The 20554-nt window shown below is 71.9% G+C and carries 22 protein-coding genes; 5 read left to right on the top strand and 17 right to left on the bottom strand.

The genetic code is table 11. The features are described from left to right. Nucleotides 1-40 precede the first annotated feature (40 nt). From EV188_RS13500 to EV188_RS13470, 7 genes are all read right to left on the bottom strand, one after another. Complete coding sequence (locus EV188_RS13500; protein WP_424922926.1) at nucleotides 41-784, bottom strand: 2OG-Fe(II) oxygenase; 744 nt, start codon at nucleotides 782-784, stop codon at nucleotides 41-43. Continuing rightward, nucleotides 781-1227 carry an Ada metal-binding domain-containing protein gene (locus EV188_RS13495; protein WP_133826773.1) on the bottom strand — a complete coding sequence of 149 codons (447 nt, stop codon included), beginning with the start codon at nucleotides 1225-1227 and terminating at the stop codon, nucleotides 781-783. The genes EV188_RS13500 and EV188_RS13495 overlap by 4 nt, the downstream gene beginning before the upstream one ends. Further along, nucleotides 1224-1922 carry an alpha-ketoglutarate-dependent dioxygenase AlkB family protein gene (locus EV188_RS13490; RefSeq protein ID WP_133826772.1) on the bottom strand — a complete coding sequence of 233 codons (699 nt, stop codon included), beginning with the start codon at nucleotides 1920-1922 and terminating at the stop codon, nucleotides 1224-1226. The genes EV188_RS13495 and EV188_RS13490 overlap by 4 nt, the downstream gene beginning before the upstream one ends. After that, nucleotides 1912-2541, bottom strand: a complete 630-nt coding sequence (locus EV188_RS13485; protein WP_133826771.1) for a methylated-DNA--[protein]-cysteine S-methyltransferase — start codon at nucleotides 2539-2541, stop codon at nucleotides 1912-1914. Before EV188_RS13485 ends, EV188_RS13490 begins: the two co-directional genes overlap by 11 nt. Next, nucleotides 2538-3209, bottom strand: coding sequence for an RNA polymerase sigma factor (locus EV188_RS13480; protein ID WP_133826770.1), 672 nt, complete (start codon nucleotides 3207-3209; stop codon nucleotides 2538-2540). Before EV188_RS13480 ends, EV188_RS13485 begins: the two co-directional genes overlap by 4 nt. A 77-nt stretch (nucleotides 3210-3286) precedes the next feature. Further along, the gene (locus EV188_RS13475; RefSeq protein ID WP_133826769.1) at nucleotides 3287-3811 is read right to left on the bottom strand and encodes a methylated-DNA--[protein]-cysteine S-methyltransferase; all 525 of its coding nucleotides are present in this window, start codon (nucleotides 3809-3811) and stop codon (nucleotides 3287-3289) included. A gap of 830 nt (nucleotides 3812-4641) precedes the next feature. After that, nucleotides 4642-5214, bottom strand: coding sequence for a CGNR zinc finger domain-containing protein (locus EV188_RS13470; RefSeq protein WP_133826768.1), 573 nt, complete (start codon nucleotides 5212-5214; stop codon nucleotides 4642-4644). 93 nt (nucleotides 5215-5307) lie between these two features. Here EV188_RS13470 and EV188_RS13465 point away from each other — a divergent pair, with 93 nt between their 5' ends. From EV188_RS13465 to EV188_RS13450, 4 genes are read left to right on the top strand one after another with little or no spacing between them, the layout of a single operon-like run. Next, nucleotides 5308-6069 (top strand): SDR family NAD(P)-dependent oxidoreductase, encoded by a 762-nt coding sequence (locus EV188_RS13465; protein ID WP_133826767.1) that lies wholly within the window; start codon nucleotides 5308-5310, stop codon nucleotides 6067-6069. Beyond that, complete coding sequence (locus tag EV188_RS13460) at nucleotides 6066-6986, top strand: SDR family NAD(P)-dependent oxidoreductase (RefSeq protein ID WP_341770758.1); 921 nt, start codon at nucleotides 6066-6068, stop codon at nucleotides 6984-6986. The genes EV188_RS13465 and EV188_RS13460 overlap by 4 nt, the downstream gene beginning before the upstream one ends. Before the next feature lie 32 nt (nucleotides 6987-7018). Beyond that, nucleotides 7019-7993, top strand: coding sequence for a pyridoxal-phosphate dependent enzyme (locus EV188_RS13455; RefSeq protein ID WP_208114173.1), 975 nt, complete (start codon nucleotides 7019-7021; stop codon nucleotides 7991-7993). A 56-nt stretch (nucleotides 7994-8049) separates the two neighbouring features. Then, on the top strand, nucleotides 8050-9444 hold the full coding sequence (locus EV188_RS13450) for an MFS transporter (RefSeq protein WP_243741671.1): 1395 nt from the start codon (nucleotides 8050-8052) through the stop codon (nucleotides 9442-9444). Between the two features lie 350 nt (nucleotides 9445-9794). On the opposite strand, the gene EV188_RS13445 is transcribed toward EV188_RS13450, so the two are convergent. The 10 genes from EV188_RS13445 to EV188_RS13400 all read right to left on the bottom strand — a co-directional run bounded on the left by EV188_RS13445 (nucleotide 9795) and on the right by EV188_RS13400 (nucleotide 19282). Next, on the bottom strand, nucleotides 9795-10046 hold the full coding sequence (locus EV188_RS13445) for a hypothetical protein (RefSeq protein ID WP_133826764.1): 252 nt from the start codon (nucleotides 10044-10046) through the stop codon (nucleotides 9795-9797). Further along, a complete protein-coding gene (locus EV188_RS13440; RefSeq protein WP_243741670.1) occupies nucleotides 10043-11923 on the bottom strand; it encodes an FAD-dependent monooxygenase in 1881 nt (626 codons plus the stop codon). The genes EV188_RS13445 and EV188_RS13440 overlap by 4 nt, the downstream gene beginning before the upstream one ends. A 63-nt stretch (nucleotides 11924-11986) precedes the next feature. Further along, complete coding sequence (gene npdG, locus EV188_RS13435) at nucleotides 11987-12664, bottom strand: NADPH-dependent F420 reductase (protein ID WP_133826763.1); 678 nt, start codon at nucleotides 12662-12664, stop codon at nucleotides 11987-11989. Continuing rightward, nucleotides 12661-13695: a 4-hydroxy-2-oxovalerate aldolase gene (gene dmpG, locus EV188_RS13430; protein ID WP_133826762.1), complete on the bottom strand. Its 1035-nt coding sequence runs from the start codon at nucleotides 13693-13695 to the stop codon at nucleotides 12661-12663. Before dmpG ends, npdG begins: the two co-directional genes overlap by 4 nt. Continuing rightward, the gene (locus EV188_RS13425) at nucleotides 13692-14666 is read right to left on the bottom strand and encodes an acetaldehyde dehydrogenase (acetylating) (RefSeq protein ID WP_133826761.1); all 975 of its coding nucleotides are present in this window, start codon (nucleotides 14664-14666) and stop codon (nucleotides 13692-13694) included. The genes dmpG and EV188_RS13425 overlap by 4 nt, the downstream gene beginning before the upstream one ends. Further along, on the bottom strand, nucleotides 14663-15544 hold the full coding sequence (locus EV188_RS13420) for a 2-keto-4-pentenoate hydratase (protein ID WP_133826760.1): 882 nt from the start codon (nucleotides 15542-15544) through the stop codon (nucleotides 14663-14665). The genes EV188_RS13425 and EV188_RS13420 overlap by 4 nt, the downstream gene beginning before the upstream one ends. 85 nt (nucleotides 15545-15629) lie before the next feature. Then, nucleotides 15630-16502 carry an alpha/beta fold hydrolase gene (locus EV188_RS13415; RefSeq protein ID WP_133826759.1) on the bottom strand — a complete coding sequence of 291 codons (873 nt, stop codon included), beginning with the start codon at nucleotides 16500-16502 and terminating at the stop codon, nucleotides 15630-15632. Further along, on the bottom strand, nucleotides 16499-17113 hold the full coding sequence (locus EV188_RS13410) for a cysteine hydrolase family protein (RefSeq protein WP_133826758.1): 615 nt from the start codon (nucleotides 17111-17113) through the stop codon (nucleotides 16499-16501). Before EV188_RS13410 ends, EV188_RS13415 begins: the two co-directional genes overlap by 4 nt. 37 nt (nucleotides 17114-17150) lie before the next feature. Further along, the gene (locus EV188_RS13405; RefSeq protein ID WP_133826757.1) at nucleotides 17151-18224 is read right to left on the bottom strand and encodes an LLM class flavin-dependent oxidoreductase; all 1074 of its coding nucleotides are present in this window, start codon (nucleotides 18222-18224) and stop codon (nucleotides 17151-17153) included. A 62-nt stretch (nucleotides 18225-18286) separates the two neighbouring features. Further along, on the bottom strand, nucleotides 18287-19282 hold the full coding sequence (locus EV188_RS13400) for a 3-carboxyethylcatechol 2,3-dioxygenase (protein WP_279536734.1): 996 nt from the start codon (nucleotides 19280-19282) through the stop codon (nucleotides 18287-18289). A 278-nt stretch (nucleotides 19283-19560) separates the two neighbouring features. Here EV188_RS13400 and EV188_RS13395 point away from each other — a divergent pair, with 278 nt between their 5' ends. Then, nucleotides 19561-20205: a GntR family transcriptional regulator gene (locus EV188_RS13395; protein WP_208114172.1), complete on the top strand. Its 645-nt coding sequence runs from the start codon at nucleotides 19561-19563 to the stop codon at nucleotides 20203-20205. The last annotated feature ends 349 nt before the right edge of the window (nucleotides 20206-20554 follow it).

Below are 20554 nucleotides of genomic sequence, written 5' to 3'. Positions count from 1 at the left end.
CTTCGGTCCTTTCCGGGTGAGTGAGCGGAGGGCGTCCGGGTCAGCGGGCGTTGTGGAAGATCACGCCGAGGACGTGGCGGTCGCCGGTGTGCACCGCGGAGACGCCGTGGCGCATCTGCACGCGGTGGTAGCCCCGGGCGCCCTGCTTGGGGCGGTTGCGCACCGGGAAGATCACGGCCTGGCCGAGGGCGGGGCGCGCGACCATGGGTCGGGACTGTTGGCGCGGGCGCTGCTCGACGAACACGCTCTCGCCGCCGGTGAAATCGACGTCGGGGGTGTTCAGCATGAACAGCACCTGCAGCGGGAAGGTCAGGTCGCCGTAGACGTCCTGGTGCAGGCAGTTGTAGCCGGTCGGGCCGTAGCGCAGCACCAGCGGCGTGGGCTTGTGCTGGCCGGCCGCGGCGCACGCCTCGACCAGCTCGGCGTGGGTGTCGGGCCACGGGTCCTCGCCGAGCACGCTCGCCCACCGGTTGGCGATCCGGGCCATCGGCGGGTAGAGCCGGGTGCGCAGCTGCTGCACCAGCGGGGGGAGCGGGTCGGCGAAGTACCGGTAGCGGCCCTCGCCGAACGAGAGCCGGGCCATGTCGACCGTGGAGCGGAAAGCGGCGTCGTCGTCGAACACGTCGATCATCTGCCGGCACTGGTCGGGGCTCAGCACCGGCGGGGTCATGGCGAACCCGTTGCCGTCGAGCTGCAGGGCCAGGTCGTCCCAGTCCAGGCGGTCGAAGGCCGGGAATGCCTCGTCCCGGGGCTCGGTGGTGACGGGCACGGCGGTCGGGCTCAACGTTCCTCCTGCTCGTGGGGAGTTCTCGGCGGGCTGTAGGCGGTGCCCGCAGCGTCTGTCGTGGGGTGGGACCCCGGCGGTGGCGGATCGGTTGCAGCCCGATCCGGGCGATCTCCCGTCGCCTCCCCGGTCGGACCCCGCTCTGCATGCGCCGATCCGGCCCCCCTGCCGGCCCAGCGGCGGTAGGCGTCGGGGAGGCAGACCGCGCAGGGGCGGTAGCCGGCGGCGCGTGCGGTGGCCTCGTCGGCGAAGAACACCCGGTGGCGGGCGTAGTGGCCGCGGGCGAGCCAGCGCAGTGCGCTGGGGCAGTCCAGCCGTCCGTAGATGCGGTGGCGGCGGTGCCCGCCCCACGCACCCGGTGTGCGCGACAGGTAGGCCCGGCCGTCCGCGCCGAGCAGACGGAAGGTGCGATCCGTGGCGTTCACCGGGTCGGGCGAGGTCATCGGGGGTTGCCGTCGTGGAGGCCGGAGACGCGAAGGGTCAGGTTGAGCCGCTCGCCGGCCTCGGTGCCGATGGGCGGCACGTCGCGCGCGGGCAGCAGCTTGGGCACGCCGTGATAGGCCAGGCGGTGCTCGCGGCCGAACACCAGCAGGTCACCGGAGCACAGTTCGATGTCGTGCCAGGGGCCGCGGCGGTGGTGCGGGCTGCCGATCCGGAACACGCACGCCGCCCCGAGGCTCAGCGACACCACCGGGTCCGATGCGTGTTCCTCGCGGTCCTGGTGCATCCCCAACCGGGCGTCGCCGCGGTAGGAGTTCACCAGCGCCACGTCCGGGTGGTACGCCGCGCCGGCGGCGGGGTCGTCGTAGGCGTCGGCGACGGCGTCCGCGCCGATCGCGGCCAGCCAGGCGGGGAAGGGCTGCACCGGCGAGCCGTCCTGGTCGTCGCGGGTGCGGCTGTAGCGGTAGGGAATCCAGTGCCAGCCCAGGCACACCGTCTCCACGCTCATCCGAGCCCCGCCGGGAAGGGTGGCACGCCGCGCCCCCGGACCCTGCCGGGCCCATCCGCGGGTGGCCTCGACCAGCATCCGCTGCGCGGGCAGACCGAGCCAGCCCGGGACGTGAACCACCCCGGGAGCGACGGCGCGCCGCTGGCGAGGGATCAGCTCGAGGGCAGTCTCACCGTCGTCACAGGTCATGGGCGCGGGCGTGCTCGCTGCTGAGCAGTCGCTGCTTGGTCTCGGGACCGAACAGGTACTGACCGGGGCTGCCGTCGCTGCGCACCACCCGGTGACACGGCACCAGCAGCGGCACCGGGTTGCGGGCCAGCACCGATCCCGCCGCGCGGACCGCCCGTGGGCTGCCGGCCTCCCTGGCCACCCACGCGTACGGGCGGGTCTCCCCGAGCGGGATCGTGCGGGTCGCGGCGAGCACGTCGTGCTCGAACGCCGACAGCCCCTCCAGGTCTACCTCCGGGGCAGCGCCCGGGCGTCCCCACAGCGCGTCGACCAGTCCCGACGGCGCGCTGTCGGCCCGGCGCAACGGCCGCCCGAAGCGGCGGCGGTGGGTCTCGAGGAACTGCTCGCCGGGCACCAATGCGCTCGTGCGCACGAAGCTGACCCCGCGGGTGGTGTAGGCGACCAGCACCGGACCCAGCGGGCTCTCGGTGCTCAGCCATCGGTCGAACAGCCGGTCGCGCAAGCTCTCGGCGAGCTCGGCGGGCGGCGGACTCGCGAGGCTCGCCAGCTCGTCGAGCAGAGCTGTCGATCGGGCGTCGTCGGTGTTGTCGTCGGTGTCGTTGTTGATCGTGTCGTTCATGGGTTGCTCCTCGAGGTGGCCGCGGTGTGGGCACCGTCGGGTGGGGTCATCAGGTCACGGAGCCGGCTCAAGCCGCGCGAGACGTGGGACTTCGCGGTGCCCGGCGGGCAGCCAAGGACCTCGGCGACCTCGTCGATGGGCAGGTCGACCACGTGGCGCAGCACCACCGCGGTGCGCTGAGCCTCGGACAGGCGGGCCAGCTGCGCGGCGAGCTCGTCGCTGGTCTCCCCGTCCTGGGCTCGGTCCTCGACGCTGCGCTCGGTGCTCGCGCGCTCGGGTAGCTCGCCGCCGTCCGCGCGAGGGCGCCGGGCCGCGTCCCGAACCTGGTTGCGGCGGGTGTTCACCACGATCGTGAGCAGCCACGCCCGCGGTTGGAGCTCCCGCAATCTGGTCGTGTCGTAGCCGCGTAATGCCCGGTAGGCGCGCAGGAACGACTCGGCGACCAGGTCTTCCGCGTCCGCACGCTGACCGGTGGTGCGCAGCGCGACCGCGTACGCCACCGCCTGGTGGGTGCGGACGAGCTGCGCGAAGCCCTCGTCGAGGTCGTCGACGAGGGCCTCACGCAGCTCGAGGAGCGCGTCGTCTGCCTCCCGGCCGTCGGGCGAATCCCCGGACGACGTCGTGGTCGCGTCGGGCGCTGTGCGCGCTCGGCGGGCCGTCGTGTTCATGCCGTGGTGAACACCGATCCCGCCCGGGGCGTTGCAGCGGACAAGGATCGATCCTCCCCCTCGCCGCAAAACACGGGTCAGCTCGCCGCCGGAAGGTCCGCGGCGGTCTCACGCTCGAGATCGAGCAGCGCGCGCTTGCGCTCCAGCCCACCGGCGTAGCCGGTCAGGTCACCGCTCGCGCCGAGAACGCGGTGGCAGGCGACCAGCACCAGCACCGGGTTGCGGGCCATCACCCCGCCGACCCGCCGCGCGCCCTGGGGGCCGGCGCCGGCGCGGACCGCCAGCTCGCCGTAGGTCGTGGTGCGCCCGGCCGGCACCTCCTGCAGGGCTGCCAGCACCCGCCGGTCGAACTCAGGGACAGAGCGGAGGTCCACCTGGACGGTGAACTCGGCCAGTGCACCTGCGAAGTAGGCGTCGAGCTCCTGGCATGCACGGCTCAGCCACAGCGACGCGACCTCCGAGTCGCCGGTCGGCCGGACCGCCTTCACCTGCTTCCAGGTCTTCCTCGGAGTGTCCTCGAAGGCGCAGAAGCTGATGCCGTGCTCCGTGGCCGACAGCGACAGCGGGCCGAGGACGGTCGGGTGGGTCGTCGAGGTAGTCACGAGTGCTCCTCACTCTGGAGCCGCGGCGCCGTGCCGGGCCGTCGGGATGGGACGCCCCTCAGGACCCCACTGCCGGCCCGCGGGTTGCAGTCCTGCCTAGGTCGTGAACCACGCCACGCCGAGCCGTCGATCCGGCGGAGCCTGCAACGAACCCGGGATATCGGGGTTCACCGGGACATGCAACACACCGAGCAGACACCCTGCGGCGACTGTGGGTCGACGCGAACCTGGATGGCCCGGCAGGTCGTCCACCACGGCGCCTGCCCGCACTACGGACGCGGCCGGAACACCCTCGACCGCGGTGAGCGACTCCTGTTCAGCCACCCCGACCTGATCGACATCGATCTCTTCGCAGCAGCCTGGTACGAGCTGCCGGAGCCGAGGTAGGTGACGAGCCAGGGCCTCCGTGAGCGGGGCGACGTGACACGGCTCGTGACAGGAACAAGGGTCAACCGTCGATGCTGTGGAGCACCGAGTGACCGTCCGCGGGGATGTTGTTGCTGGTAGAGGCCCTGGCCAACGCGGTCGTCCATCTTTGCAAGGCGGGGGTTGAGGGTTCGATTCCCTTCGTCTCCACCCATCTTGACCTGCGATGACGTTAACCTGACATGATCTTCCGTGTCCGGACGTGACGCGAATTGCGGCGGTGCTCGACGTCGACACCGGCCGCGTCACGTTGACAGCAGCCACAAGGTGCGGCTCCGCCACGTGCGCTGTGGGAACAGGACCCTTGGCAACGCCCCGAGCCCTGATCACGACGACAATGCAACGGGGCGATCGACCCTCGAGTGACCGGACGGCCCGGGTCGATACGATTCACGCCCTCTCGGTCAGGCGGACCGTGTTCGGCGCCGGGCGCGCGACGCTCGCAGGTTGGCAGTATTGCCGCAGGTCTTGACGTCGTGCCAGGTGCGGGTGGCGCCGGGTGATCCGTCGTAGAACGCCGCGCGGCAGGCGTGGTTGGCGCACGTCTTGAGCCGACGGAGCCGTCCCGTCCGCGACGCGATCACGAGCTCGGTCGTGACGAGCCCGGTGATCTGGTCCGCGCCGATGCCGTCGGGCGTGTAGATCGCACCGTCGCGTCGAAGGGCCACGGCGAGCGTGGCGGTCCGACCGAGGCCCGCCGTCGGGTCGAGCAGCCAGCGGCGGAGCTCGTCGCGAAGCTCGCGCAAGGGTTCGAGGTCGGACTCGCCGAGTGTCACGACGGGCGTGTCCGAACCGGTCTGCTCCGCCCAGAGCGCCACGGCGGCGTCCATCGAGCAGCGCGCCGAGGCGACGTCGCCGAGCAGGTCGGACACGCCCGACCCCGCGATCGGTGCGGTGTTCAGCACGTCCTGGGCGATCGAGAGGCCCTCGGGGGCGGCGTCCAGGCCCAGGCGGCGGGTGCTTCCGGGGTCGGCCACATCACGATCCTAACCACAGAAAGACATAGGCAGAATCAATCTGGCTATGTCAGGCTGGTGCGGCCCGCCCGGGACCGACGATCGGAGACAGACATGGACACCCCTCTCGCAGGCACGGCGGCGCTGGTCACCGGAGCGAGCAGCGGCATCGGCGCCGCGACCGCCTCGGGCCTCGCCGCGCAGGGCGCGAGCGTGGCGCTCGTCGCCCGCCGAAAGGACCGCCTCGACGACCTGGTCGAGACGATCCGCGCCGCCGGCGGCGACGCGATCGCGGTGGCCGCCGACATCACCGACCGCCGCCAGGCCGCGTCGGCGGTCGATCAGGCGGTCCAGGCATTCGGCCGCCTCGACACGCTGGTCAACAACGCCGGCGTCATGCTCCTCGGCCCGATCGAGGACGCGCCGGTCGAGGAGTGGGACCGCATGCTCGCCATCAACGTGCAGGGCCTGCTCTACACCACGCACGCCGCCCTGCCGCACCTGCTCGCCGCCGTAGAGACCGGCGACCGCCGCACAGCGGACATCGTCAACGTCAGCTCCGAGGCCGGGCGGACCTCCCGCGTCGGGATGGGCGTCTACAACCTGACCAAGCACGGTGTCGGTGGGTTCAGCGAGTCGCTGCGCCAGGAGGTCGCCGGCCGTCACGTCCGGGTCTCGCTCGTCGAGCCCGGCCCGGTCGCCACCGAGCTCTTCGGGCACATCCGTCCCGAGGTGCTCAAGGGGGCCGAGGGGACGTTCGGCACCACCAACCTCCTCACCGCCGAGGACGTCGCCGAGACGATCTCGTTCGTCGTCACCCGCCGGGCCGGGGCCGTGGTCAACGAGGTCCTGCTCCGCCCCGACGCCGCCCTATGACCGGACCGGACCCGGACGCCCCGAGCGGCGTCCGGGCCGGCCGGCTGCAACCCGCCCGCACGACCCCTCGAAAGGCAGCCATGAGCCACGCGACGACCACCCGTACCTGGTTCGTCACCGGAGCGACCTCCGGCATCGGACGCGCGTTGACCGCACTCGCCCTGCAGCGCGGGGAGCAGGTCGCCGCCGTCGCCCGTCACTCGGCGGCACTCACCGACCTGCACGCCGAGCATGGTGAGCGCCTGCTGCCCGTCGAGGCAGACGTCCGTGAGGAGCAGTCGGTGCGCCGCGCGGTCGAGGCCACCCTCGCGGCGTTCGGCCGCATCGACGTCGTGGCCAACAACGCTGGCTACGGGCTCTTCGGCGCCGTCGAGGAGGCAACCGACGTCCAGGTGCGCGCCGTGTTCGACACGAACGTGTTCGGGGTCCTCAACGTCCTGCGCGCCACTCTGCCTGTCCTGCGCCGACAGGGCAGCGGGCACTTGCTGGAGGGCTCATCACTCTACGGGCAGTCCGCGCACCCGGGCGTCGGGCTGCTCGCGGCCACGAAGTACGCCGTCGAAGGTCTGACCGACGCCCTCGTCGCGGAGGTCGCCCCGCTCGGCATCGCGGTCACCCTCGTCCAGCCAGGGCCCACCGCCAGTGCCTTCCTGACCAACCTCGACACGACCGGCACCCTCGCCGACTACGACGGCACGGTGCGCGCGGTGCAGAAGGCCCTCGCCGAGCGGCCCCCCGACGCGTTCTCCGCTCCCGAGCGCATCGCCGAGGGCATGCTCGCGGCGGCCGACGCCGACCGCCCACCGCTGCGCCTGGCCCTCGGAGCCTCGGGCGCGCGAGACATGCGGGCCGCCCTCGAGGCGCGCCTGGCCGAGCTCGACGAATGGCGCGCCGTCACCGACGCCGTCGACGCCTGACCCCGGCAGCCGCCACGACGAGGAGGACGACCGTGCTCACCCTCGGAACACGGGTACCGCTGGCTACCTGGCCCACCCCCGTGGAGCCCGCTCCGCGGCTCGCCCGTGCCCTTGGCCTGCAGCCCGATGACCTCCTGGTCAAACGGGACGACCTCACAGGGCTCGGCGGCGGCGGCAACAAGGTTCGCAAGCTGGAGTGGACGGTGGGCGCTGCGCTCGACCGCGGTGCCCACACCCTCGTTACCGCCGGCGCTCCGCAGAGCAACCACGCCCGGCTCACCGCGGCGGCCGCAGCCCGTACTGGCCTCGCCGCGGTCCTCGTGTTCCCCGGATATCCGGACGACGCCCCGGCCGCCGGGAACCTTGTCCTCGACGCACTGCTCGGCGCTCGGATCGTCTGGGCAGGCGACGTCGACCACGACGGGCTCATCGCGACCGCCGCGACCGTCGCCGCCGCTCCGGGGCACGCCCTCGTCCCGTTCGGCGGTTCCAGCCCGACCGGGGCCCTCGGCTACCGCGAGGCGGGCTTCGAGCTCCGCGACCAGATCTCGGACCTCGACACCGTCGTCGTCGCCCTCGGCTCTGGCGGCACGATGGCCGGGCTGGTGTCCGCGCTCGGGCCGGCATCCGTCCTCGGTGTCGACTCGGGTGCTGTCGACGACCCCCACGACGTCGTCGCCGGTCTCCTCGACGAGCTGCCCGCCCCGGCGGGCGGCGGGGAGCTCCGAATCCGCCGGGACCAGGTCGGCGACGGGTACGCCACCCAGACCGATGCGGTCGCACGCGCCATGCTGCTCGCCGCGCGCACCGAGGGCCTCGTCCTCGACCCCGTCTACACCGGCCGGGCCCTGGCCGGACTCGTTGCCGCCCTCGCCGACGGCACGATCCGTCCCGGGCGCCGCACGGTCCTGCTGCACAGCGGCGGTCTGCCTGGGCTGTTCGGCCATCCCCGGGCGCTCGTGCGCGCCGCAGCGTCCGGGCCCGGCTGCCCGGCGCCCACGCTGTGACAACCTCCGGGTCCACCACCCCTGCCGCGCCGCCTGCGCGGCGAGCCCCTGCCGCCGTGCTGGTCGTGGTACTGCTGGGCCAGTTCATGGCGGTGCTGGACACCACGATCGTCAACGTCGCCGCACCCACCATCCGCACCGACCTTCACGCCTCCGGGCCCGGCCTGGCACTGTCGGTCTCCGGCTACACCCTGAGCTACGCGGTGCTGCTGATCCTCGGCGCCCGCCTCGGCGACCGCTGCGGCCACAGCCGGATGTTCTGCACCGGTCTGCTCGCCTTCACCGCGACCTCGTTGCTGTGCGGCGTCGCGCCGACCACCGCCAGCCTGGTGGCGTTCCGCGTGGCGCAGGGCGCCGCGGCGGCGCTGATGGTGCCTCAGATCATGAGCCTCATCCAACGCACCTCCACAGGTGCCGCCCGGACCCGCGCCCTGTCGCTGTTCGCGGCGACCGTCGCCGGCGCCGGCATCCTCGGACAGATCGCCGGCGGCCTGCTCGTCAGCGCGGACGTCGCCGGCACCGGTTGGCGGCCCGTCTTCCTGGTCAACGTCCCCGTCGGCATGGGCTTGGTCGTACTCGCACGACGTGCCCTGCCCCGCGACGGAGGTGACCCCACCCGGCGTCTCGACCCGGCGGGCTCTGTGACGTTCGGCGTCGCCATCCTGCTGCTCGTCCTCCCGCTGGTCCTCGGAGACGAGGCGGGGTGGCCGACGTGGTGTCTCGTCTCGCTGGCCGGCAGCGCCGTCGCGGCCGGGGTGTTCCTGGCCGTCGAACGACGAGTCGAGACGCACGGCGGTTCGCCGATCCTGTCGCGGCGCGCGCTGCGGGCACCCGGCCTGGCCATCGGTGCCGTCGCGCTGCTGTTCGCGATGATCACCTACAGCAGCCAACTGTTCACCCTCGCCCTGCATCTGCAGTCCGGGCTCGGGGAGAGCGCCGCGCGCGCCGGCCTGGAGTTCGCACCCTCGGCCATCGGGTTCGCGACGACCTCCCTGACTTGGCAGCGCCTGCCCGCCCGCTGGCACCCTCGCGTCGCCCCGACCGGACTCTTCCTCGCGGTCCTCGGCTACGCGGGCTCCGTCGCGGTGCTCCACGACGGCTCACCGGCAGGCTTGTCCCTGATGGCGGTGCTGCTGGTCCTCGGCGCCGCCCTGGGACTAGGGGTCAGCCCGTTGGTCGGGATGACGCTTGCCCGTGTCCCCGTCGAGGACGCGGCCGACGCGAGCGCGGTGGTGGTGACGGTCTTCCAGCTCGGTCAGGTCGTCGGCGTCGCCACGCTCGGCAGTCTCTACCTCTCGCTCGCCGACGTGCCGGGCGCCGTGGTCTCCGCCCACGCGTACTCCTGGACGGCGACGGGCCTGGCCATCGCCGCCATCACCGCTGGCGGCTGCGCAACGCTTCTTGCCGCCCGCCGCTCCGACCCGGGGCACCAGGTCGTGAACCGACCATGACACGGCTCGTGACACGAAACGAGGGCTACCGGCGCTGCAGTAGAGCGCCGAGTGACAGTTCGCGAGGACGTTGCTCCTGGTAGAGGCCCTGGGCTAGGCGATCGCGCATCTTTGCAAGGCGGGGGTTGAGGGTTCGATTCCCTTCGTCTCCACCCACTGTGACCAGCAAGAACGGTCGACTAGATGATCGTCCGGGTCCGGACGTGGCACGAAATCGAGGCGGTGCCCTTCCGCTCGATACGTCGCCCATCAGGAGGGGTCGGCGGATCGCCGCTGCACGGACCACACCGGACGCGCTGGATGGCCGGAACCTCTGGTCGCTCGCTTCTCCCTCACCGAGCTCCAGCGCGCTACGGCGAGGGGGAAAGACGCGTGAGGCGCGCGAAGGCCAGCTGCGCGACGACGATCACGACCAGCACGGGCCACCGCCACCACGTCGGGTTGGTCAGTGTCGCGAGCAAGAAGACGAGGTCGAAGGCGATCAAGCTGCCGACGAGGACTCGTCCGGCGGCGCGCCCGGCCTTGGGGCTGAGAGCGACGTCGGGGACGGCGGTGTCGCGGTCTGAGCTGTCGGTCCCGGAGGGGCTTCGGCCGGGATTCACGACGGCCCTGCTCCCGATGCTGTCGGCGGCTCGGTGATCCCGAGGACTCGGTGCAGGGCGTCCTCGAGCGCCCGCTGCGCGTCGTCGTCGTCCCATTGGGCGTCGAGGTGGCGCCAGGCGACGAAGCCGTCGGGGCGGACGAGGACGGCGCCGGCGTCGTGGACCTCGCGCAGGCGATCCCAACCGCGGTAAGGGTCCTCCGTGCCCTTCGCGCCGACGACGACCGCGTCGAGGAACGGCAGGTCGAGCTTGCGGACCGCGGCGACCCACGCCTGCCCGGCGAATCCGGTGAGGAGGGTGAACTGGCCGTGCCCAGTGACATCGAGGGTCGAGGTGCGCCGTCCGCGGGCGTCGACGAGCCAGGTGTGGGGGACCTTGGCGCCCGGCCTGGTGGTGGCCTGCAGGTAGAGCTCGGGGTCGCAGGGCCACTCCTCCGGGGCGGCGTTGGGATCGGGAACGACGGCGGTGGAGGTGTAGCGCTGGTTGAGCTCGACGCCCTGGGCGTTGAACTCGTGGTTCTTGAGCTCGAGGGCCTCGGTGAGCGCGGCGCGCACCTCGACGCCGGCCGGGGAGGGGTCGCGCAGCTTGGCGAGTCCGGCGGCGATGGGGTCCGCCTCGCCCTCGGTGCGGAAGCAGTCGTTGAGCGGGGCGTAGTCGACGCGCGACTGGTTGGCGCGGGCGACGATCTGCTCGCCGACGGGGCGGCGCTCGTCGTCGTAGGTGTCGAGAAGATCGGGTCCGGCCCAGCCGCGGACGGCGTAGGCGAGTTTCCAGGCCAGGTTGTGGCCGTCCTGGATGGAGGTGTTGGAGCCCAGTCCGCTCGACGGTGGGTGGCGGTGCACGGCGTCGCCGCCGCAGAACACGCGGCCCTTCGACCACTGGGTGACGTTGGCCTGGTTCACGTACCAGGGCGCGCAGGACACGATCTCGATGTCCTGGTCGGGGTCACCGATCAGTTCGCGAATCTTGGCGGTGACGCGCTCGGGGTCGGTGTCGGGGTCGCCGTCGGCCATGTCGTAGCCCCAGCCGGCGATCCAGTCGTCCCAGGGGCGGATGGCGCGCAGCAGGCCCATGCCGATCTCGCCGAAGCTGGCGCCGGGGCGCATGAACCAGTGCAGGATGCTCGGCCGGTGCTCGACGTGACGTGAGAGGTCGGCGCGGAAGCGGGTGTAGAGGGTGCCGGCGCGGGCGATGGTGCCCTCGATGGGCAGGTCGAGGTCGGCGACGACCTGGGAGCGGGCGCCGTCGGCGCCGACGAGGTAGCGGGCGCGCAGGTCGTAGGTGCGGCCGTCGAGGGCGTTGGCGAGGTGGACGGTGACGCCGTCGTCGTCCTGGTCGAGGCCGCGGTACTCGGTGTTGAAGTCGAAGATGCAGCCGCGCTCGGCGGCGGCGGCGACCAGCACGGGCTCCATGTAGGGCTGGGGGATGTCGGCGAGCGGGCAGGGGCTGCCGAGGACGTAGTCGCCGTGTCGGTCGTCGCCAGTGCCCCAGGTGCGTAGCCGGGCGATCTCGTCGCCGGTGAGGCTGGTGGCGAACAGGGTGTCGCCCATCAGCTCCCACGGGGTGGCGTGCTTGAGGGCTTCCTGCTCGACGTCGAGGTCGCGCAGGACCTCGAGGGTGCGCTGGTTGGTGATGTGGGCGCGGGGTCCGTTGGCTACCCAGTTCCAGCGGGTGACCGTGCGGACCCGGATGCCGTAGGTGGCCAGGGCGAGAGCGGTGGCGATGCCGAAGGGTCCGGTGCCGATGACCAGGACGTCGGTGTCGAAGCCGTCCGCGTCCGGTCCGGCGACGACACGGGCGCCGGGTGCCTCGGAGGTGAGGGCGCCCTGGGGCAGTCGGCCGGTGTAGGTGCTGGGAGTGGTGGCTGGCATGGACATGACGTCTCCAGGTCGTGCTCGAGGAGGTCTTCGGAGGTGGCGCGGCGGTGTGGTCGCCGCAGCTCAGAGGTCGGTGATCTTGATGCCGGCGTGGACCTTGTAGCGGCGGTTGATCGCGATGAGGTTCGCGGTCAGGCACTCCACCTGGTAGGCGTTGCGCAGCCGTCCGCCGTAGATCCCGCGCATGCCGGGGATGGCGTCGGCGAGGGCGCGGACGACGTCGGTGGCGTCGCGGTCGTCGCCCAGGACGAGGACATCGCAGTCGACCTCGGACTGCTCGAGGTCGGCGAGCAGTACCGCCGAGACGTTGTGGAACGCCGCCGTGACCCGGGACTGCGGAAGGAGGTGCTCGGCCTGCTGGGCGACGCTGCCCTCCTCGACCGGCAACGGGTACGGACCCTTCTTGTCGAACCCGATCGGGTTGACGCAGTCGACAAGGATCTTGCCCGTCAGTGGTGCAGCCAGCCCGTGCAGCGTCTCGGCGTGCGACTCCCACGGGATCGCGGCGAGCACGACGTCGGACTCGGCGGCGCAGGTGGCGTTGTCGGTGCCCCGAACGTGGTCGACACCGGTGGCCTCGCGGTATTCCTTGGCGGCGACCTCGGCGCGACCGGCGTCGCGGGAACCGATGACGACGCTGATGCCGGCACGAGCCCAGTGCAGGGCCAGGCCCGTGCCCTGGGCGCCGGTGCCGCCCAGCACCCCGACGGTGAGCGTCGTCGGGTCGATCGGTGCCGTCACGCGGCACCCCGCTCGGTCACGAGGTCGAGCGCGACGTCGACGATCATGTCTTCCTGGCCGCCGACGAGCCCGCGCCGTCCGATCTCGGCGAGGATGTCGCGGGTGTCGAGCCCGTAGTGGGCGGCGGCGTTCTCGGCGTGGCGCAGGAAGCTGCCGTAGACGCCCGCATAGCCGAGGGTCAGCGTCTCGCGGTCGACACGCACCGGCCGGTCCTGCAGCGGGCGAACGAGGTCGTCGGCCGCATCCTGCAGGGCGAACAGGTCGCAGCGGTGGGTCCAGCCGTGGATGTTCGCGACGGCGACGAAGGCCTCGATCGGGCAGTTGCCGGCGCCGGCGCCTTGACCGGCGAGGGAGGCGTCGACGCGGGTGACGCCGTTCTCGACGGCGACGACGGAGTTGGCGACCGAGAGCGAGAGGTTCTCGTGGGCGTGCATGCCGATCTGGGTGACCGGCTCGAGGACGTCGCGGTACGCGCGGATGCGGTCGCGGACGTCGTCCATGGTGAGGCGGCCGCCGGAGTCGGTGACGTAGACGCAGTGGGCGCCGTAGGACTCCATGAGCTTGGCCTGCCGGGCGAGCTCCTCGGCGGGAGCCATGTGGCTCATCATGAGGAAGCCGGAGACGTCCATGCCCAGCTCGCGGTCGGTGGCCACGTGCTGGGCGGCGACGTCGGCCTCGGTGGCGTGGGTGGCGACCCGTACCGAGCGCACCCCGAGGTCGTAGGCGCGACGCAGCTCGGCGATGGTGCCGATGCCGGGCAGCAGCAGCGTGGTCAGCACCGGGCTGTTCTCGGCGGCGTCAATCGCCTCGGCCGCGGCGCTGATCCATTCCCAGTCGGTGTTCGATCCGGGCCCGTAGGTCAGGCTCGCGCCGGCGAGCCCGTCGCCGTGGGAGACCTCGATGGCGTCGACGCCGGCGTCGGCCAGGGCGCGGGTGATCGTGCCGACGGTCTCGGGGGCGAGGCGGTGGCGGATGGCGTGCATGCCGTCCCGCAGGGTCACGTCCTGGACGTAGAGGTTCGGGGTGCTCATGAGGCGCTCCGGGTGGCGAGTTCCTCGCCGACGCGCAGGGCCGCCGAGGTCATGATGTCGAGGTTGCCGGCGTAGGCCGGGAGGTAGTGCGCGGCGCCCTCGACCTCGAGGAACACCGACACCTGGTGGGTCGGGCGGTGCTCGGAGGCGGCGTGCTCGCCGATGAGGGTGTGCAGTGGCTGGTCGTCGGGGACGGGCCGGACCTGGACGGCCTGCTTGAGGCGATAGCCGGGGACGTACTCGGCGACGGTCTTGACCATCGCCTCGACCGCTGCCGTGAGCTCCGCGGCGAGGACCTGCTCATCCGGCGGGTTCGTGGCGTCGCCGACGAGGCAGAGCACGGTGTCGCGCATGATCAGCGGCGGGTCGGCGGGGTTGAGGACGATGATCGCCTTGCCGCGCTCCGCGCCGCCGACATGCTCGATCGCGGCCGCGGTGGTCTCGGTGAACTCGTCGATGTTCGCCCGGGTGCCGGGGCCGGCGGACTTCGAGGCGATCGAGGCGACGATCTCGGCGTAGGGCACCGGGGCCACCGAGGAGATCGCGGCGACGATCGGGATCGTGGCCTGGCCGCCGCAGGTGACCATGTTGACGTCGGTGACGTCTCCGGCGTCGACCAGCGACTCGAGGTTCACGGGCGGCACGACGTAGGGGCCGATCGCCGCGGGCGTGAGGTCGACCAGGCGCTTGCCGTGCGGGCGCAGCAGCTCGGCGTTGGCGACGTGCGCCCTGGCGGACGTGGCGTCGAAGACGATGTCGGTGTCGTCGAAGCCCTCGAGCTCGACGAGCCCCTGGGCGCCGGTGTCGACCGCGGCGATGCCGAGGCGCCTGGCCCGGGCGAGTCCGTCGGAATCGGGGTCGATGCCGACCAGTGCCGCGACCTCGAGCTTCTCGGAGAGCCGAACGATCTTGAGCATGAGGTCGGAGCCGATGTTGCCCGACCCGATGATGGCGACCTTGGTGGTGGTCATGAGTGCTCCTGGGAGGAGGGGGTGAAGCGGGCGGCGACGGAGCCCAGGCCGGTGATGTCGGCCCGGAAGGTGTCGCCGGCGGCGACCGGCACCATCGGGCCGAGGGCGCCGGCGAGGATCACCTGGCCGGCGCGCAGCGGGTCGCCGAACCGGACCGCCGTGGCGGCGAGCCAGGCCAGCGCCCGGAGCGGGCTGCCCAGGCAGTCGGCGCCGTGTCCGGCGGAGACCTGCTCCGCATCGGCCGTGTCGCCGCGCGTCATGGTCATCGACACTGCGGCGAGGCCGGCGTCGAGGTCGGGCCCGAAGAGGTCGGGCTCGGCACGGTCAGTGCCGAGCACGTAGAGCCCGGACGAGGCGTTGTCGGCGACCGTGTCCCCGAAGGAGATGTCCCACCCGGCGACGCGGGAGTCCACGATCTCCAGCGCCGGGACCACCGCGGCGATGGCGTCGGCCAGCTCCTCGGCTCGGAAGGTCCCGTCCGCGGTGGGGCTGTGCAGGTCCTGTGCCAGCACGAAGGCGACTTCGGCCTCGATCTTCGGCTGGAGCAGCCTCGTGGTCTCCACGCCGCTGCCCGTGGCGTCGGCGGTGACGTCCATGTCGGCGTAGAGCACGCCGAAGTCGGGCTGATCGACCCCGAGCTGGGCCTGGACGGCCGGCGCGGTGAGACCGATCTTGCGGCCCGTGACGCGGCGTCCGGCGGCCAGTGCGCGCTCGTGGAGGACGCTCTGGACCGCGTAGGCGGCGCGCACGTCGTCGCGCCCGATCAGGTCGCGCACCGGCGGGCACGGCTGGCGCTCGTCGGCGGCGGTGATCAGTCGGGCGGCCGCGTCCTCGACGGCGGCCTGGTCGACGTGCGCGGTGGAGCTGGGGGACGGCACGGAGGCGTCCTTCCTGACAGATATCGGGTGGGACCGGCGGCGGCCCGTCCCCGGAGCGGGGCGACCGGGGACGGGCGTCTCCTGGTCAGTCCTCGAGGAAGTCCAGGACGAGGTCGGTGAAGTGCTCGGACTGCTCCCACTGGGGCCAGTGGCCGGCCCCGGTGATGACCTCGAAGCGCGCGTTGGGGATCTTCTCGGCCATGTCCATGCCGGTCTTGGCCGGTCCGGACGGGTCGTCGCTGGTCCAGACCACGAGGGTTGGTCCGGGCACGGCGGCGAGGTCGTCGTCGGTGACCATGTTGCGGCGGCGGATGTCGGGGTCCTGGAGGCACAGGATGTGCCGGGCGGACTCCGCGTAGCCGGGGCGGGCGTAGAGGGTGCGCCGGACGTCGACGAGCTCGTCGGTGACGGTGGCGTTGTCGGCCATCAGCCACTCGAGGCGGGCCCGCACCTGCTCGGGGGTCGGGTCGTCCGCCGCGGCCTGGGAGAGGCTGCGGATGCGCTCCATGACCTCAGGTGTGGCCATGGTGCCGCCGGGGGTGTTGAGCACGCTCTTGGCCACTCGCTGCGGGTGGGCAGCGGCGAACTTGATCGCCACCCAGCCGCCGAGGGACTCCCCGTTCAGGTGGGCCTTCTCGACACCGAGCTCGTCGAGCAGCCCGGCCAGGTGCTCGACGTAGGTGTCGAGCTCGAGGTCGGCCTTGGCGTGGGTCGTGCCGCCGTGACCGGGGAAGTCGTAGGCGACCACGTGGTAGCGCTCGGCGAAGCGGGCGATGTTGTGGGTGTAGGCCTCGAGGTGCCCGCCGGTCCCGTGCATGAGCACGAGCGCTTCCTGACTGCCCTGGCCGGCTTCGAGAACACGGGTGTCCCAGTCACCGACCTGGACCCACCGCACGGTGTGCGGAACGAGCTTGAGGGTGTTCCAGATGGAGAGCTTCTCGGTGTCCGCTGCGGTCACGCCGGCACCGCCGCCCTCTCCAGCGCCGCCTCGACCTCGTTGACCGTGACGACCTCGCCCAGCAGGCCGAAGGTGTCGAGGGTGGCCTGGTGGGCCTCGTCGGAGGCCGCGGAGCAGGCGTCGGATACGACGATGGTGCGGTAGCCGAGGTTGACGGCCTCGCGGGCGGTGCCCTCGACCGAGACGTTGGTGGCAACACCGGCGAGCACGACGGTCTTGATGCCCTTGCCGCGCAGAAGGACGTCGAGCTCGGTGCCGTGGAAGCCGGTGAGGCGCTGGTGGTCGACGACGTGCTCGCCGGGCTGCGGAGTGAGCTCGGGGACGATCTCGGCGCCGGGCTTGCCGTCCTCGACTGCGCCGGTCTGGGCAACGACGCCGAGCAGCGGGCAGTTGACGACGAGGTCGGGGTGGCCGGGCTTGAACACCACGCGGGTGTAGACCGGGGTGGCGCCGGCGGTGCGGGCGGCGTCGAGGAGCCGCCCGACCTGGCGGATGATCTGTCCGCGTTCGACGCCCTCGCCGAAGAACTGCCCGAAGGCGCCCTCGTGGGTGACGACGTCGTTGATCATGTGCACGGCCACCACGGCGGTCGTGCGGGGGTCGAGTTCCATCGTCGGACCTCTTTCTGCTGGTGGTGGGTCGGCCTGCTCAGAGGCGAGCGATGATCGAGTTGCCGATGTTGTCGATGTCGGTGGTGGCCCGGAACGGGTTGGAGATGAACACCGAGACGATGTCGACGCCGTTCTCGTACATCAGCTGGGTCTTCTCCAGCAGCTGGTCGGGGGTGCCGTAGAGGCACCAGTAGTCGACGAGCTCCTTGGTGATCAGAGGCCGGTGGCTGGGGTCGAGCCCGCGCAGATACTTCGACCACACGTCGAGGTGGTGCGGCGGGTTCGGGTCGTTCGGGTCACCGAGATAGGCCATGGCGGCCTTGGCGGAGGCGTCGACGATGGGCTGGCCGAGCTCCTCGACGTGCTGGGCCATGAGCCCGGAGTTGGTGATGCAGGAGCTGATCGGGCCCGAGCCGAAGCCGTTGTCGACCGCGTCCTGCCAGTCCTCGCCGTTCTCGAGCTGGTAGAACCACGCCAGCCCGGCCAGCTTGACCGAGCCCGGCGGGCGGCCGGCGTCGGCGACGCCCTTGTCGATCTCGCGGCGGATCAGCTGGATCATCTCGGGCTGCGGCCCGAGGCAGTAGCAGATGACGTCTGCGGTCTGGGCGGCCAGCCGCAGCCCGCGAGGCCCGCCGGCGGCCATCCAGGTCTTGATCGGGTCGGAGTCGTTGTACCAATAGCCGTTGTGGTCGAGGAACTCCACCTCGCGGGTCTCGCCACGCCACGTGAACTCGGTCCGCTCGCCCGCCATGAGCTTCTGCGACACGCGGACCGCCTGGTCGAGGTCCTTGATCGTCGCCGGCGCCGAGCCCATCGAGCGCAGCGCGTTGTTCGCGGTCCCGATGCCCATGAACGTGCGGCCCGGGGCCAGCGCGTTGAGGGTGGCGTGGGAGTTGGCGGTGACCGGGGCGATGCGGGTCAGCGGGTTGGTCACCCACGTCCCGAGGTTGATCGTCGAGGTCTGCTGGGCCGCCAGGGCGAGGTATTGGTAGGGGTCGGAGAACAGCAGCGGGCCGTCCCCGACGCCGAAGTGGCTGGCACCCAGGTCCTCGGCCTGCTTCACCAGCCCGACCGAGTCGATCTTCGCGCAGGTTCCTACGCAGAACTCCATGACTGCTCCTTCGCCGGTCCGCTCGTGGTGAGCGGCCCGTCCTGAGATGGGAGATCGGCGCGTCAGGCGCCGGTGGTGGTGCTGTGGGCGCTGGCCATGGCGAGGTGGGCCTGGCCGGTGGTCGGGGTGGCGGTGGTGACCGCGAACCCGGCGATCCACTCGCGGATCGGTTCGTAGAAGCGGGTGCCGACCTCGTAGGGGCCGGCGGCGGCGAGCGCGGCGTAGGCCGCGATCCAGGTGCGGACCTCGTGCGAGGAGTTGCCGGCCTGTTCCTGGAACCAGGCGTTGCTCCAGCCGTCCACGTCGGCCAGGCGGCCCGAGGCCAGGGTGTCGAGGACGAGCTGGTCCCACTCGGGATTGAGGTCCTGCAGCGTCGTGGGGTCCTCGGCGAAGCGTTGACCGGTGACGATCACGCGCTCCTGCCGGGCGGCACGGGCTTCCGGGGTCGGGTTGCGGCCGTCGATCAGGCCCTCGGCCACCTCGGGGGTGGCCGAGGCGAGCTGGGGGACCGGTGGGTCGTGCGACAGGCCGCCGGAGGCGAGCAACAGCACGCGGCGGTCCAGGCCGGCAGCGAACCGGCCGATCGCGTCGCCCAACAGCCGGGCACGGCGCGCCGGTCCCAGCGGTACCGCGACCCCGTTGATGAACACGGGGATCACCGGTGGGCAGCGGTGGAAGCCGCCGAAGAGGAACTCCAGGGGCTGCACGAGCCCGTGGTCGACCTTCATCCGCTCGGAGACCGCGACGTCGACCTCGGCGTCGAGCACCGCGCCGGCCATCGCCAGGGCGGTGTCGTGCTCGACCGGCAGCGGGCCGGCCACGGTGTCGTAGTCGCCGATCGAGGTCGCCGCGGTGCCGATGCAGAACGGCGGCATCAGGTCGTAGAAGAAGCCGTTGTAGTGGTCCGGCCCGATCACGACCACCAGGTCCGGGTCGTAGGCGGTGACGAACGCCCGGGCCTCCTCGCGGGCCACGTCGACCCGCGCCCGCACCTCACTGCGAGGCTCGTTGAGGCTCAGCAACGGTGAGTGGGACATAGCGCACAGGGCCAACGCCATGGCGGCCACCTCCACAAACGGGAGCCAGAGGCTCCCCGTCGAGCAACTGAAATGCTAGCGTGCCAGTGGAAGGTAGCGCGGGCCTCTCCAGGCCCACAACCCCCACGTTCTGAGGAGCCGCGATGCCTGCGGACGACGCTGAACCGGCCTTCGGTCGTCGCTACGGTGGGCTCGTGAGCGTTCCTGATCCGTTGCCGTCACCGGGCTCGACCCGGCGCCCGAGGCTGGCGTCAGCAGCGACGGGTGGTCGGCGCCCCACGGGGTCTCGGCTCGCGTCGGTGGTCTACGACGGGATCAAGGAGAGCCTGCTCGAGGGCGACCACCAGGCCGGCGAGCGTCTCTCGGTCGAGCAGATCGCCCAGGCGCATGGAGTCAGCAAGCAGCCCGTGATGGACGCGCTACGGCGCCTCTCGATCGATGGTCTCGTCGAGATCATTCCCCAGGTCGGGGTCGAGGTCGCTCGCTACGCCCCGGAGGAGATCGACGACTTCTTCGAGCTGTTCGCCAGCGTCGAGTCCACCGCCGCCGGCCTCGCCGCCTCGCGGCGAACTGGCGCTCAGCTCCGAGAGCTCGACACGGTCGGTGCCCGCATCGAGGCCCTCACCCACGCGGATGACCCTGCCGAGCGCTCTCACGGCTACCGGGTCGCCAACCGCGAGTACCACGGCGTCATCCACACCATGGCCCACTCGCGGATCATCGTCGACTACGCCGCCAGACTCTGGGACCTCAGCGACTTCCTGATCAACACCGGGCCCTCGGACCTGCCGCTGCACAGCGCCCTCGAGCAGCGCCACGCTGATCACGAGGCTGTGCGCGAGGCCCTCCACGAGCGCGATCCGGACGCCGCGGCGCGGCACATGAAGCAGCACATCCTCGACACCGTCGGGATCATCCGCAGCGAGCGCACCGGCACGGCCTGACCATCGAGTCCCCAGCACCGCTGACGACGTGGCACGCCTCGTGGCACGAAACGAGGGCTAACGGCGATGCCGGGGAGCATCGAGTGACGGCCCGCGATGACGTTGTTGCTGGTAGCGGCCCTGGTCAACGCAATCGTCCATCTTTGCAAGGCGGGGGTTGAGGGTTCGATTCCCTTCGTCTCCACCCATCTCGACGGTCGGCCATCAGTGCCGGGCGCGGGTCGAGGGTTCGGTTGCCTTCGTTTCCACCCGGCCTCCATGCGCTCCCCCTCGGCCAGCGCGGCGACGCCGGCCTCGCCGCCCGTGGCGACCCCTGCCGCGCGGCGTCCACCCCACGCTCACCTGGTCG

The sequence above is a fragment of the Actinomycetospora succinea genome, assembly GCF_004363095.1.
Classification (GTDB): Bacteria; Actinomycetota; Actinomycetes; order Mycobacteriales; family Pseudonocardiaceae; genus Actinomycetospora; species Actinomycetospora succinea.
This window is presented reverse-complemented; position numbering and strand designations above follow the sequence as displayed.